The 13,837-nt window shown below is 69.2% G+C and carries 12 protein-coding genes and 1 tRNA gene; 4 read left to right on the forward strand and 9 right to left on the reverse strand.

The window, feature by feature from the left end:
* Positions 1–2: 2 nt before the first annotated feature.
* Positions 3–326 carry an antibiotic biosynthesis monooxygenase gene (locus M2271_RS34065; RefSeq protein ID WP_280891283.1) on the forward strand — a complete coding sequence of 108 codons (324 nt, stop codon included), beginning with the start codon at positions 3–5 and terminating at the stop codon, positions 324–326.
* A gap of 85 nt (positions 327–411) precedes the next feature.
* Here M2271_RS34065 and M2271_RS34070 read toward each other — a convergent pair whose 3' ends face one another.
* Positions 412–648: a hypothetical protein gene (locus M2271_RS34070; protein ID WP_280891284.1), complete on the reverse strand. Its 237-nt coding sequence runs from the start codon at positions 646–648 to the stop codon at positions 412–414.
* 424 nt (positions 649–1,072) lie between these two features.
* Here M2271_RS34070 and M2271_RS34075 point away from each other — a divergent pair, with 424 nt between their 5' ends.
* A complete protein-coding gene (locus tag M2271_RS34075; protein WP_280891285.1) occupies positions 1,073–1,252 on the forward strand; it encodes a hypothetical protein in 180 nt (59 codons plus the stop codon).
* Here M2271_RS34075 and M2271_RS34080 read toward each other — a convergent pair.
* Complete coding sequence (locus M2271_RS34080; RefSeq protein WP_348539214.1) at positions 1,247–1,627, reverse strand: helix-turn-helix transcriptional regulator; 381 nt, start codon at positions 1,625–1,627, stop codon at positions 1,247–1,249. The genes M2271_RS34075 and M2271_RS34080 overlap by 6 nt on opposite strands.
* A 475-nt stretch (positions 1,628–2,102) precedes the next feature.
* Between M2271_RS34080 and M2271_RS34085 the strand changes: the two genes are divergently transcribed.
* Positions 2,103–2,405 carry a hypothetical protein gene (locus tag M2271_RS34085; protein WP_280891287.1) on the forward strand — a complete coding sequence of 101 codons (303 nt, stop codon included), beginning with the start codon at positions 2,103–2,105 and terminating at the stop codon, positions 2,403–2,405.
* Positions 2,406–2,598: 193 nt separating this feature from the next.
* Here M2271_RS34085 and M2271_RS34090 read toward each other — a convergent pair whose 3' ends face one another.
* From M2271_RS34090 to M2271_RS34115, 6 genes are all read right to left on the reverse strand, one after another.
* On the reverse strand, positions 2,599–7,086 hold the full coding sequence (locus M2271_RS34090) for an AAA family ATPase (protein ID WP_280891289.1): 4,488 nt from the start codon (positions 7,084–7,086) through the stop codon (positions 2,599–2,601).
* 173 nt (positions 7,087–7,259) lie between these two features.
* On the reverse strand, positions 7,260–7,703 hold the full coding sequence (locus M2271_RS34095; RefSeq protein WP_280891290.1) for a hypothetical protein: 444 nt from the start codon (positions 7,701–7,703) through the stop codon (positions 7,260–7,262).
* Positions 7,704–8,038: 335 nt separating this feature from the next.
* Positions 8,039–8,111 (reverse strand) — tRNA-Arg (locus tag M2271_RS34100).
* A gap of 167 nt (positions 8,112–8,278) precedes the next feature.
* Positions 8,279–9,835: a hypothetical protein gene (locus M2271_RS34105; RefSeq protein WP_280891291.1), complete on the reverse strand. Its 1,557-nt coding sequence runs from the start codon at positions 9,833–9,835 to the stop codon at positions 8,279–8,281.
* On the reverse strand, positions 9,832–10,761 hold the full coding sequence (locus tag M2271_RS34110; RefSeq protein WP_280891292.1) for a hypothetical protein: 930 nt from the start codon (positions 10,759–10,761) through the stop codon (positions 9,832–9,834). The genes M2271_RS34105 and M2271_RS34110 overlap by 4 nt, the downstream gene beginning before the upstream one ends.
* Positions 10,762–11,022: 261 nt before the next feature.
* Positions 11,023–12,099 (reverse strand): hypothetical protein, encoded by a 1,077-nt coding sequence (locus tag M2271_RS34115; RefSeq protein WP_280891293.1) that lies wholly within the window; start codon positions 12,097–12,099, stop codon positions 11,023–11,025.
* A gap of 184 nt (positions 12,100–12,283) precedes the next feature.
* Between M2271_RS34115 and M2271_RS34120 the strand changes: the two genes are divergently transcribed.
* On the forward strand, positions 12,284–12,634 hold the full coding sequence (locus M2271_RS34120; protein WP_280891294.1) for a helix-turn-helix transcriptional regulator: 351 nt from the start codon (positions 12,284–12,286) through the stop codon (positions 12,632–12,634).
* Positions 12,635–12,981: 347 nt separating this feature from the next.
* On the opposite strand, the gene M2271_RS34125 is transcribed toward M2271_RS34120, so the two are convergent.
* The gene (locus M2271_RS34125) at positions 12,982–13,671 is read right to left on the reverse strand and encodes a hypothetical protein (protein ID WP_280891295.1); all 690 of its coding nucleotides are present in this window, start codon (positions 13,669–13,671) and stop codon (positions 12,982–12,984) included.
* Positions 13,672–13,837 lie beyond the last annotated feature (166 nt).

Raw genomic sequence — 13,837 nt, forward strand, 5'->3', positions numbered from 1 at the left:
ACATGATCGGCCGATTGATGACCATGACAGCGCACCCGGGCAGAGGTGGCGAACTCGCCGCCGTCCTGCTGAGGGTCGCGGAGAGGCTTCGCGGCTTCCCGGGCTGCGAGATCTACCTGATCAGCCAGGACAGAGCAGACCCGGGCACGGTGCACGTCACCGAGGTCTGGCAGGACGACGCCAGCGCGCAGGCCGCCCTCGCTGCTCCGCCGCCCGCTGACGGTCCGGCCCCCGCCGACGTCCTCGCCCTGCTGTCGGCCCCACCGCACCGCACGGACCTCACCGTTCTGGGCGGGGTTGGCCTCCCTGCCGACGGCCGGCTCTGACGAACGGGCCTGCGCAGGAATCCCGACCGGGGGACCTCGCCGTCCGGTTCGCGCTGTCACTCGCTGGGGCGGTTCTGGTCACGCATCATGTTCCGCAGGGCCTGAACCGCCCCGGCTTTCTCAGAGTCCTCACGCCGGCGAGCGCCTTCTCCCAGGGGTACGCCTTCGGGTTCCCCCGCTTCGGAGGGTGCGACTCGTACCCGTCCGGGCCGTCGAGGACGAGAACACCCTGCTCACGCAGCACGGCGATCGACCGCGCCACCGCAGGCTGCGCCCCCTGCGCCTGATGGAAGTACGGCATGGCCGCCACCGGTACGCCCATGGCACGCACTTTGCGTGCCCTCCTCTGTTGTACCGCGTCCTACGGTCTCGTGTGTGAGACGGATCACCGTGACCGTGGAGGCCGGACCCATGCCACCAGAAGCCGCCAGCACCACCGCCAGCCCACTCTTACTGCTCCCCCTGCCTGCCCTTGACGGGCTGTCACAGGAGCAGGTACGCGGCGCGGCATGCGTCTGGTGTGGCGTCCGCCTTGTCACCACCACGGCGATTGACCTGGGCGAGCGCTGCCACAAGCGTCTGGACGGCGCTTACTCGACGTTCCCCCGGGCCTGCCGTGGCTGCGCTGGAGAAGCTGCCGTGCGAGCGCTCCGCGACCACGCCGGACAGTGCGAGCAGTGCACCGACGGCGCCTCACTGTGCGAGACCCGCACCGCACTGGAGCGCCTCACCCGGGAGGGAAGGCGATGAGCACCGAAACCCTCACCTCGGCCGCGGAGGCGTTCATCTCCCTCGTCGACCACTGCACCAAGTGCCCCGACTGCAGGGCGACCCCGGCCCTGCCGGACAAGACACCCGAGTGCCCGGAGGCTGAGTCGCTGTACCGGGCCTGGTTCACCCTCTGGCGCAAGGAGATGAAGTCATGATCTGCGCGCGCTGCGACCTCGGCTGACCCGGCTGCATGCCACGACGGCAGCAACAGGCGAATCGCACGCGGGCTGAATCTCCGTCCAGGACCCCGGGCCGGACGGTGGCGGGCTCCTGACGAGATCAGCGAGGTCGACGCCCATGGCGTCGGCGATGCGGATGAGGGTGTCGAGGAGGGGCGAGGAGTGGCTTTGCTCGATCCGGCTGTACGTGGCGAGGTCGATCCCCGACCGGCGCAGGCGTCGGACTGGGTGAGGTTGTGGTGCTCGCGTGAGTGGCGGATCTGGTCCCCCACCTGGCGACGGCGGGCGAGGACCCGGGCGTCGGGTGGGGTGGGACGTGGCGCAGGTCCACGCTTCCGACCCCAAGATCAAAAGTGATTAGGGTCCACCCCAAATTGCGTGATCACGCGAGGAGTGGGCACACGTCCCCCGCCACCCCCTCACGTGACGGCCCGCTACGAGCGCGCATCTGGCGCACGTGGGGGAGACGCACCAGCCCTCGCATGCACACTGTGAACGGATATATGCATGATGCCACTACCCCCTGTGAGTGAAGCGATCGTGGGGATGTGGACTCTGATCATGAAACATGCCTCCCGTTCGAACAGAACGTGAGGCATGTAACTCTCTGACCTGCTACTTCGGTCGTGCCCCCGGCAGGATTCGAACCTGCGACACCCGCTTTAGGAGTTTTCCCTGATCAAGGCTGTGACCTGGGAAAATGTCGACCACGATACGTCTGGCCTGGGAAAATGCCCCCTGTAGTTCTCGCGTGTTCACGAGGTTTCCCGTTCGCATGTGTGCCGAATCCGTTCTGTGGGACGTCTGTCCGACAGGGCGAGCACGCGTGATGCGCGCGGCCGGCGGCAGCGCGGACGATGCGGCCTGCGAGCACTTCGACGCGGCCCTGAAGCCCGAGACCTTCCAGGGCGCCCACAACTACAGTGAGGCCGCCACCTGCAGGAGTACCGTCATCCGTCGGCTCACCGGTTACAGTCCCGCCGCAACACACACGAACCCGTGCCCTCCCTCGCGGGCGAAGGCCCCAGTCGTCAAGCGCACGGTCAGCGCGGTGCGCACGGGCGCCGTGTATGTCGAGCACGGCCTGGAACTGTTGGCGCGCCTTCAGGACGCGGCCGTCGCCAAGTAGGCGCGGCCCAGGCAGCCGTGAATGTCCGGGCTCTCGGACACGGCGCGCGGGTTCACGACCTTTACGCCGGGCTGCGGCTGCGGTACGGAGGCGGCTGGCGGGCGCCGGCGGAGAGGACGTACGAACATCATCACCATCTCCCGCCAAAGCTTCCACCTCCTGGAGGAGTCGGCTTCACCACCACCGCTTGGCGTCAGTCGCATGACGTGCGGTAGGCCAAGTGCGGGAACAGTTGTTTCCACTGGTCTTCGGGGATATTCATGGGATACGACTTACAGAGGGTCTCGTAGAGGCCGTCGGTGTCGAAGTCGAGCAGGTAGGTCCTCTCCTCTGTCATGGTGGTGCTGCCGTAGTCGGTGACAGCCAGCCAACGAGGGCCCTGTGGTGAGTTCGCCGGGGGCACATGTATCGCATCCGCGTTCTCCAGCGTGGCGAACTCCGGAGTGCTCCACCGCCCGTCCTTCCCGACGGACCAGATGCGATAGGGCTTGCTCGTGACCGCGTAGCGGCCGTCGGCGGTCATGTTGATCGACGGGATCTGGCGGCCGATCAGGAGGTCGCGCTTCTTCTGGGGCCGGAAAGGGTCGGTGACGTCCCAGAACTCGACGGTTCCATCGCGGAGTGCCGCCGCCAACTCCCCCTTGCGTGTGGGGAAGTAGCCTCCAGGGGAGGCCGGAAGCAGGCCGGCCTTGACGGGGTGCGCGGGCCGGGAGAGGTCCCAGAGCTGGACGTTGTCTCCCGTCTCCTCGGTGATGAGGAGATGGGACGAGCCGTAGTACATCGCGCCCTGCATCGTTGCCGCGTCGTCGACGCGCCCGCCCTTGCGGGGCCGGGCGGGGTCGGAGACGTCCCAGAGCCTGATGTGCCGTCCGTCCTCCACCGTCGCCAGGGATCGCTTCCCAGCGAACCATAGGCTTCTCTCGGCCCCGAGGTCGCCGCTCGCCTTCACCCCGACCGTGCCCCGGAGGACGGGTTTCACCGGATCCCGGATGTCCCACAGCGCGATGTCGGGCTCCTCTTGCGAGCCCACCACGAGGAGAAGACCGTCGGGACTCACGGCGATGCTCGGCATCTCGGCGGTGAACCGGATGCTGGGGCTCTTCTTCAAGGCTCCGTCGGAGTCGAACTGCCAGATCTGGAGGGTGTGGTCCAGCCTCTTGGTCACGTAATGCGCCAGGAACACGGGCGACTTGTGCCGCGTGATGAAGTACTTCGCCTCCCATCCCCTCGGCAGGGTGTACCGGACCTTCGGTGCGTTCGGGTCGCTGACGTCCCACACCTTGGTCGTGTCTGTGCTGTCCGCGTTCGACTGGGAGGCGATGACGAGCTCACCGTCGGGGTTGAACGGGCTGGTCCCCGCCTGGGGCGTGACATAGATGCCGCCCTCGAATGCGGGCGCCCAGGGCCGGTCGGGCCACAGCCGCAGCTCTCCGCCCACCTCACCGGCCGCCAGATACCGGCTGTCCGGGCTGAAGGCGACCGACTGGGTCGGCTCGCCCGACGGCAGGGTGACCTCGCGCATGCGCTCCACCAGATCCGACACCTTCCGGGTCACCTCGGCCCGCTTGACGCCGCCGGCGCGGTCCGCTCCCGCCAGGTACCTGCCGTCCTTGCTGAACGCGAGCGACGGCATGTCCTCTGCGACGCCCCAGGTGTCCATGTACTGCTTCGCCTTCACGCGCCGCAGTTCCCGCCCGTCCGCCACCTCCCACCAGGCGATCTTCCCCGCCGCACCGGTCGCGACCACCAGGTCGCGCCGGGGATCGGCCGCGACCGCCATGACCGTGTCGGCCTGCTCCGTGTCCCGCAGCAGGGGCCGGTCCGGATCGCTCACGTCCCACAGCCGCACCTGTGCGGGCTGCCCGCTCCCCGACTCTCCGTTGCCGTTGCCCGTGATCAGGTGGTGCCCGTCGCGGGTGAACGCCACGGAGATCACTTCCACCTTGGCGATCGTCCGCTGCGTCCGCAGTGCGGGGCGGGCGGGGTCGCTCACGTCCCACAGCCGCAGCTGTCCCTTCTGACTGCCCGCCGCGAGTGTCCGGCCGTCCGCGCTGAACGCCAGCGTGTACGTCACACCGTGGGCGAGCCGAACCAGGGAGAGCCGCCGCGGCTTCTGCGGGTCCGCGGTGTCCCACAGCGTCAGTTCGTCTGCCGACTGTGCGGCCAGGAGCCGTGAGCGCGGATGGTAGGCGATGACCGGACTGCTCCTCAGCGTGAACCGGCCCGCCTCCACCGGCCTGGTCGGCACGGACAGGTCCCACAACTGGACCCGGTCACCCCGGTGACTCGCGGCCAGGACCTTGCCGTCCGGGCTGTACGCGACGTTGAGAACCGGCTTGCGGTACCGCTCCTTCGGGACGAGGCGGGTCGGTGTGAGGGTCGTCGCCGCCGTGTACAGGCTGGAGCGGGTCTCCGGGGTCACCGCGGTGCGGTACGCCGCCAGGCTGAGGCGGAGCGCGGTCTGCGGGTCGCGCTCGCGCAGGGTGTCGGCCTGGGTGGCCAGTTCCCTGGCGATCAGGCTCTCCTCCCGGCTCGCCGCCTGCCGGTTCTCGTGGAACGCCCATCCGAAGAGCGATGCGGCCACCAGGAGCAGGGCCGAAAGACCGGCGATCCACGCCTGCGTGACGAAGCGTCGACGCCGTTGCGCGTGGTCGCTCGCGGCGACGAAATCCCGTACCACTTGGCGGACAGGGACGCCGACGGTCGACGGCGTGCCTGCGACGGCCGAGCCGGCGGTGACCACCGGCTCGGCCGCCTGGGCCGCCTGGGCGTCGTCCGCCGTGAGTTTCTTCGCCTCCTTCAGGGCGTCGCCCTCGTAGAGGCCGCTCGGCCTCCGTCCCGCGTCGGCCCAGCCCTCCGCCGCCGCGGTCAGCCGCCGCAGTCTCAGCAGGTCGTCCCGCACCTCGTCGATCCAGCCGCTCAGCCGCCCCCACGCGTGCAGCAGCGAGTCGTGGCCGAGCTGGGCCCCGCCCTCCTCGTCCACGACGACCAGGCGGGCGTCCGCGAGTCGGCGCAGCAGGTCCTCGCTCCTGGCCAGTTCCTCCGGCGGCACCCGGCGGCGTACCAACCGTCCCTCGCCGTCGGCCACATGGACCATGGCCAGCAGGAGGCTCCGCAGGGCCGTACGGCCGGTCTCGTCGAGAGCGTCGTAGATCTTGTCGGCGGCCCCTGCCACCGCGCCCCGTATGCCTCCGGCGCCGGCGTACCCGGCGTAGGTGAGCGTCGTTCCCTGCCGCCGCAGCCAGATCTCCGGCAGGGCGTAGGCGAGGAAGGGCAGTGCCGCGGCATCGCCCGCGGTGCGCCGCTCCTCGTTCACATCACGTCGCAGAAGCTGCGGTACGCCCTCCTCCCACCGCAGTCCCGCGTACTCCGCCGGGCCCACGATCGCCGCCTCGACCTCCTCGTCGCCCAGCGCGGGCACGGCGAAGTGACCCGTCCGCACGACAGGCGCCAGGCGGGGGTCGCTCAGGGCGTCGCCGTAGTAGTCGGCACGCAGCGCCAGGACGAGACGCGGGCCGGCCCCGTCCCCGTTCCCGCCGCACTCCTCGTGCGCTCCCGCGGTGAGGGCGGCGGCGAATCGCTCACGTTCGGCCGCGTCCGAGCAGAGCGTGAAGTACTCCTCAAGCTGGTCGATGACGAGGACACGCGGTGCCCGCCAGCCCGTGGCCCCCGTGGCCGCGGGCTGGCTGAAGCGCCCCCGCTCCAGATCCCGTACGACGTCGGAGGGCGCCCTGCCCACCGCCGCCGCCCACGCCTCGGCGAGCGTCCGGAACGGCCACTCACCCGGCGCGGACACCAGCCGCACAGGGCCGAGCCCCGCCTGCTCCGCGGCCACGCTCAGTCCGGCCCGCAGCAGCGAGGACTTGCCGACCCCCGACGGCCCCACCAGGACCACCGGCTCACCGGGTCGCGCCCGTTCGACGCGCCGCAGCAGCTCCCGGGTCAGTTCCTCCCTGCCGAAGAAGAGACGGTGGTGCTCGGGGAGGAACGGGAGGATGCCGGGGTAGGGGCAGACGGCGTCCGGATCCGGGACGTCGGCCACGGGCTGCCCGGCGTCCGGGCTCGGCCGTGGCTCGTACTGGCGGTTGACGGCGAGAGTCAGTTCCCCCATGCGCGCGGTGCCACCGCCGTACGGGCGGGCCGCGCTGCCCTGGAGCCGCTGGTCGAGCAGCCGGTAGACGCCGCCCAGCGTCAGCCACTTCGGGCCGCCCACGTCGCCCTCCCGCAGTAGGCTGAGCAACTGGCCGCTGAAGAGGGTGTGCTCCGCGTCCGGTGGGGCATACGCCAATGCGTTGGGCATCGCGGACGCGAGCAGGTAACTGCCGGCGGGCCGCGCACCGGCGAACGGGTCCGCTGCGGTCGGCCGGCCCGGCTCTTGGGCATTCCCCGCGAAACAGCAGTCGAGGATCACGACCGGGTCGGCGGCGGCGTCGCTCAAGTAGCGCTCGATCTCCGTGTAGGGGATGGAGTGCGCCATGTCGGCCTGGGACTTGGTCGTCGCCGTCGCCAGGTACAGCTGCTGACCGGGTCCGCGCAGCCCGTGCCCGACGAAGTAGAGCAGGACGGTTCCGCGCTCGTACCGCCCCTCCGTGGGCTCAGCCCGGCCGATTGCCGCGGCCATTGCCTCCAGGACGTCGCTCGGCGACGTCGGGTCAGTGAGCAGCGTGACCCGATCGCCCATACCGCACACTGTGCTCAGCGCCTAGGCCACGTCCTGCGCCGACCGTAGAGCGGACGGCAGAGCAGGCAGCTGCTGCCCCGGGTGGGTGGCTGTCCCGACCACCAGCGCGTGGCAACCGGCTCCCGTCAGATCCGCTCTCATCCGTAGATCCGGCGCCCCCCGCGACGGCACGGTCAGCCTGCCTCTCGCGACGGAGCGACCCGACCGTCATCCTCCGCCGTATCCCGTGTCTCCTGTGGATTTCGCTCCTGTCGAAGCGCCGCGGCGACCCGCTCGGCCAGCTCACTAGTGCCCTCGGCGGTCAAGCCGCGCACCTTCTCCGAGGAGACCACGACCTGCGCACCGTCCGGCAGGTTGATGGTGACGGTCTGGTTGCCCCGGCGGCTCTGGAGCCACACCACGACGGCCGCCCCCAGAGCCGCCGTCGGACCGCCGGGAGCCAGCAGCAGCGTGATCAGCTCCCCCAGCGCGCCCATGGCTCCGCCCGGCGGCGCGGCGGCGGCCTCCCGGCGGATGAAAACGCGCAGATCAGGGTCCTGGCGCAGCCACTGGTACAGATCGTCCGAGGCTCCGGCCGCGTCTCCGTTCCAGGCGTCAACGGCCACGGTGACTCTCATCCCTGCCCCCTTCAGGTACAACACATGTCCATCTGTCTCAACTGTCGGTGTAGCCATAAGAGTTGGCAACAGGAGTGGCGATGAAGAACATCGGACCCGCGCCTTCGAGGACCGTGCATGAGGCACCCCCCGAACACCACTTCTGCAGCCGCACCCGAGCGCGACAAGGCGGAAGAGCCCGTGCCGGACGGTGCTGATCGGTTGGGAGAAATTTCGGGACCGGGGGAGCCGTCCACTCGCACACCACTCACACAAACGGCCTCGGACGAAGAATCCGAGGCCGAACAGAGCGCCTCCCTGAGGAGGAAACCCCAGGTCAGCGGCATGACGCGTTGTGCCCCCGGCAGGATTCGAACCTGCGACACCCGCTTTAGGAGAGCGGTGCTCTATCCCCTGAGCTACGAAGGCGGGGCTCTGTGGGAAAATGTGTGGGAAATTGCGGGGATGCCCGCAAGGTCCCACATGATCTTCCGTTAGAGCCGCATGGCGCACTGCCCATCAGGGCTGTGCACCGCCGCCAGTGTAGCGGGTGAGCCCCGTCGGTGGCTGAGGGGTGTCGAAGGCTCGGGGCTGGCTCAGGGGCTGCCGGCTGTGGCGAGGGCGATGGAGTTGATCATCCAGGCGTACCCGAGGTAGCCCAGGAGCGCGCCCTCGGCGCCGTACATGGGGATCCTCTTGTCCCAGTGGGAGTAGTCGAGGGTCGAGTTCGACGACTCGCTGTCCTGCCGCATGCCGAGGAGCCGGTCGCCGTAGAGGGTGTCCGGCGGGATCTGGCGGAGGTGTTCGGTGCGGTTGAATTTCATGCGCTTGGTTCTGGGGTCGATGGCGCTGTCTTCTTCTGTTTCGTAGACCGCGATCAGTTCGGTGTGGGGTCCGTTACGGCAGGAGATTTCGATGGAGTGATAGAAGCGCCATCCTGATTTTCCTTCGCGGACAAGGAGCTCTCGGACGGGGAGCGGATTGTACATAGTTTTGCCGTCTACAGTGAGTCGCCGCTCGCAGGCTCGGCCGCCTGCCGCATACACATCGTGAGAGCATTCTGATTTCTCGTACTGGTACTTGTTCAGGGGATGGGGGGTGATGCCGCTGTGCTGTCGGGTGAAGACGATGAGGCCTCTGCGGATCAGAGGTGCGCGGTGTTTTCCGCGCCAGGCGGTGTCGTAGCTGGCGGCGATGACTCCGGGGGCGCGGTCCAGGATTTCGTGGGTGAGGCGGACGGCGGTGGTGGCTTCTTCCTCGCGTTCCGGGTCCTGTTCGGGTGATCGGTGGCGGGCGTTGTCGGCGTTGAGGATGAAGCGGCTGTGGCACTTCGCTTCCTGGCGTACGGAGAACGCGACGATCTTCTTGCCGTAGATGATGTTGTCATCACCCTCCACCTGGATTCCGGCGTCGTGGTCGACGCGGTGATAACGAATCTCGCCGGTCTTTTCGTCTTTCTCGTACTCTTCCGTCTGGTCCGAGGGCGGGCGGACGACGGTGCCGTCGCCATTGATGACCTGGCTGCGGTGTGGGCGAAGCCAGTCCCCACGCTTTCGTTTCTGGGAGAGCATGCCGAGGGCGATCGCCTGTTGGATCCAGACGTCCCTGGACGCCTTGCGGAATTCGTGTACGGCGGGATGCAGATGGTCGCTGTAGAAGTCGTTCCACTGGTCGCGACTGGGTCCGCGGTTGGGCAGAGCGTCGGCCTCTTTGTCGCCGAGCTGGCGGCGCACTCCGACGCAGACAGCTTTCCACGTGTCGGGGTGTCGGAGGGTGGCATCGGTGCGGCGTGAGGAGTCGTAGATGGCGATGCAGGTGAGGTAGATCAAGTAGATGTAGGGCGGGTAGCGCGCGGGCCTGCCCGGCCCCTTGCGGATCTTGGGCGGGAAGACGGTGGCTGCCACCTCGTAGAGGGCGGGGTTGGCGACGACGTATTCCAGGCGAGTGAGGTCACAGATGCTGGGGGCTTCTGGGGCTTTGGGCTCGGGCCGGAAGTTGGCGGGGCTCAGGATGTCTTGTGGGATGGGGCCAAAGATCCATTTGGGCTTCTTCTTGGCTGTCTTGCGGGGGCTCTTCGCGGTTTTCTTGGCCGTCTTCGGGGCGGTGCTTTTCTTGGCGGGCGTGCGTGCCGCTGCGGCAGACGACGGGCTCACTCCTCGCCTTCCCCGGCGGGCGTGGGCCGCCACTCGTATCCGGCGAGGCGGGCAGCGCCGTCGAGGGAGGACAGGCCGAAGCGGAGCGCTACGTCGGCGATCTGGCCGGTTGTGGCCAGGGTCTTCGCCGCAGCCCAGCTGGTGACGTCGCGGGGACGGGCCGGGTCGCCGTCTGGTGCGGTGCCGCTGGAACGGGCGGTCTCGCCGAAGGCGGTGCAGACGCTGGACTGCCGACGGTAGGCGGGTGAGCCGGCGACGGTGGCGAGTGTGTGCGGTTCGTCGGGCGCGGTGTGCGTGCGGACGAAGTCGGCGCGCAGGCGCAGGACTTCGCGGGCCCAGTCGTCGAGCGGGCAGTAGCGGGCGGTGATGCGGGTGGCGCCGAGGGACCAGACACGGTTGTGTTCGAAGTCGAGGTCTGTGGTGCGGGTGAAGCCGATCTCGGCGGTGTGCTGGCCGGACAGGAGCAGGCCCAGGACGGCGGCGTGCCGGGTCTGAGGCATGCCGCGTTCGGAGTGGAAGCGCAGGACGTCGATGTCGGCGTCGGTCAGTCGTCCGGCGGTGAGCCGTGCGGAGCGTGGGATGGGTGGCAGGTCGATGAGAGGGGCCTGCATTGTCAGGCCGAGGGCGCGGCAGGTGGCGAAGAGCGCGTCGACGGCCGACTTGCGTACGCGGCGGGTGCTGTCGGCGGGGGTGGTGATCAACTCTCCCTGGCGGTTGTGACCGGGGGCGTCGATGAAGGCCTGTGCGATGGTGTCGGTGACGTCGTCCAGGCGGACCAGGCCGAGCGCGGCGGCGTAGCGCACGAGGCGCTCGCAGGCCTGGATGTATTTCTCGGCGGTCTGCAGGCGCATGGTGCCGCCCTGGACCTGTTCGGCCCAGGCCCGGCTGGCGCGGAGCACGGCGTGTCGCAGGGTGACCCTAGCCATGGCGTGCTCCGAGCGGTCGGCTGGATTCGGGCCATGGCGTGGTGGGCCGCGCAGGGTGCGTGATCTTGGGTGTCGTGGAATCTGCGGGAGCGTGCGGTGAGCGCGCGCTACGGTGGGTGGTGGCTCTCGCCTTGTGTGAGGGCACGCCAAAGCCCCTCTCTCGCGGCCTGTGCCGCGCGGGGAAGTCATCGGGTTGCGGCGGAGGGGTCCGGGGGCGCTGATCCCGGCCAGGAAATGACGCCCTCGGACCCCTGTCTCGTCTCAGGTGTTCGTCGGCTGCCTCCTGAACGGTGCGGTGGCGGCCAACTGCCGGACCAGGTCATGGGTGTTGAGCCAGTCCTGCCGGCTGCAAGCGGCGATGGCCAAGGGGGTCCACGGCGTCAGCAGCGTCGCGTTCAGCGGGTCGCTGTGGCGCTCGGACCGCTCGTGCATCGCGGACAGGATGCCGAGCAGTCCGGTGAGGTGGTCATGCAGGGTGCCGGCCTCCTCCGAGGTCAGATGCAGGACGTCGTGCAGGCCGAAGGCGGTGGTGAGCAACCCCTCGGTGCTGGGGTGGTGCTGTGCGGATGTGGCGGGTGCGGGTGCGGGGGCGGGGGCGTCCGCGTGGCGCGCGGACGGGAGGGGGATGCGTGCGCCGGCAGTGGCGCCCACGGCAGTGCCGTGCACACGGTTGGGAAGGGCCTCGGTCGGCTCCGTCGCCTGGGGCGGCACGGGCCGTGCCAGGTCTTTGCTTCCGTCCTTCGCGCGGGCGGGATATGGCGAAGCCGTGCTGGACTCTTCCGTCGCCGTGACCTCTGCTGCGGGGGCCTGGGGGTGCCCGTGCCAACGGATGAATCCGTCCGGCTCCTCCACAAGGAAACCTGTGGCGACCATCAGGTCGAGAAGCCGGTTGACCGCAGACTCGTGCCCCGGCCCGGGCAGCCGCCGCAGCAATGCCAGCTGCAGGCCGGTCCGGACGCCCGGACCGTCCTGTAGCCGCGCCTGTGCCGACCGGACGAACCACAGCTCGCCCCAGGCACGACGCAGGGCGTCGAGGCCCTCCTGCTCGCTGACCGACCAGGCCTGGGCGACGGACAAGGCCTGCGCGGTGGCCCGGTAGGTGCCGCGCGCGCCGGGAACCGGCTCCACCAGTCCGCAGTCCACCAGGAACTTCATCGCGATGCCGGTGCCCCACACACCGGTCCCGGCAGCCGCGGCGATGTCGCGGACGTGGCAGGGCTGCGGCAGCGCCCCGATGGCGGGGAGCAGCTTCAGGTGCGTGCCTGCCGGGATGCGGGGGTGAGGCAGCGGCGGCCGGGCAGCTGTGCCGGACGCGGGGCGGCTGCGTGACCTGGACACGGAACTTCTCCTCAACTTGGCGTGTTGAGCGGATGGTTGTCGTACAGCGGTGGTGAAGCGGGTGGCTCGCTGCGTGTGCAGCTGGCCGCGACGTCATGGGTGTGCATCCCACAAAAGCCTGCTACTGTGATAGCAAGTGGTGGGCAGGCGCGCATCCCGAGCGTCCTTCCGTCACACTTGTCGCGTGGCTGAAGGAACGAGGCGTGGAAGAAGGCCGAGGGCGTTCGTGGTCGGCGGCATCTGGCCGCACGCCGTGATGGAGCCGCACCGCGGCGCCCTCGTCGCTCAGGTGGTCGCGCGCAAGCTCGCCGAGGCCATGGCGGAGCAGGAACTGAGCGCGAACGCACTCGCACGCAAGAGCGGCGTCAACCGGCAGGTGATCACCAACGTGCTCAACGGCGAGGTGTGGCCGGACATGGTCACCTTGGTCGACCTGGAGGGCGCGCTCGGCGTCATGCTGTGGCCCCAGCACGCCAAGTGGCGCATTCCGGCGCCCGGCGAGGCCCCCGACGGCGTCACGGACGAGATGCTCTGAGCGGCCGCAAGTGGCGGAAACCCGGCATCGCGCACAGCGAGGCTGTGTGCGCGGGCGCGGCCGCAGGGGTAGAACGCGGCGGGAGGGGCGGGTGTGGCAGACCTGCGGTGGTGAATACGCATGACGATTCGGCACTCCACGGGGCAAAGCGGATGGGCAGGGAGAGAGATGAGGCCGAATGCCAAACGCTCCCGGCCGGGGCCGGGTAGGGTCGGAAACGGCCTGTCTAGGTCACGCCGTCACCGCGGGCGCCCTTTCTGATTCGACCCAGGCGGGAGCTCCGCGGTGACGGCCACGGCACGTCAATGCAGCGTGACGTGCGGGGAGTTCAGGACGTTGAGGTCAGGTCACACGGACTCCCAGTTCATGAGGGGGCGGTAGTAGACGTGGTGGTCGTCCTCGCGGGTGACCCGCTCCAGCGCACCGGACACGACCAGCGCCTGCAAGCAGTTGCGCAGGGCCTTGCGTGCCTTGGCCTCCTTGGGGATGCCCAGCGCCTTGGCGATCTCCTCGCTGCCCCACGGCGGTTCTGACTCCGGACGCGAGGCGAGCGCCGTCAGGACGTTCTGCTGCGCCTTGCTCCGGATCGCGACCGTGGCCGGTCGTCGCGCCGCCTGCGGCTCGGGGGATGTCACGCAGGAGGCAGGGCCGGGGCCGGAAGGGTTCTCGGAGCCGGAGTGACTGTCGGACGTATGGGAGATTCCGGAAGCCGTCTCCCCGACCTTGCTCGCTTCTTCCTTGCCGTCCGGTACGAGGTGCAGGGATGCCTGGTGGGCTGACGGTCCGCGCGGGATTCCGTACCTCGCCGCGTGTTCCCGCATGTTCCGCAAGCGGGCGTCGACGCCGAGCAGGCTTGCTGCCTCGTCGCGCAGGGCGCGGATCGCCTCGTAGGTCTCGGTCTCCTCGCGGAGGGACTCCTGCAGTCGGCTGATGGTGGTGCCGGACACCTCGAGCTTGGCGTCGCACTCGCGGACCACCTGCGCAGCCTCGTCGCCGGTGTCGATCGGCTGGCCGAGGAAGGCTTCCTGGTGCGTCATGGTCATCACGGTAGGCCGTCGGGTAGCCACCTGTCTGCCAAATGAGGTACCAGAAGGCTGAATTGATGGCTGGAAACGAGGAGGCGTTGGCTTTTGTGACACCAAGTCCCCTTCGCTTCGCCGTAGTTCACCGAAGATCATGCTGCCATGGGAGGAGTCGTAGTCG

Origin of the sequence: Streptomyces sp. LBL (assembly GCF_029893585.1) — a bacterium.
In the GTDB taxonomy this organism is placed as follows: Bacteria; Actinomycetota; Actinomycetes; order Streptomycetales; family Streptomycetaceae; genus Streptomyces.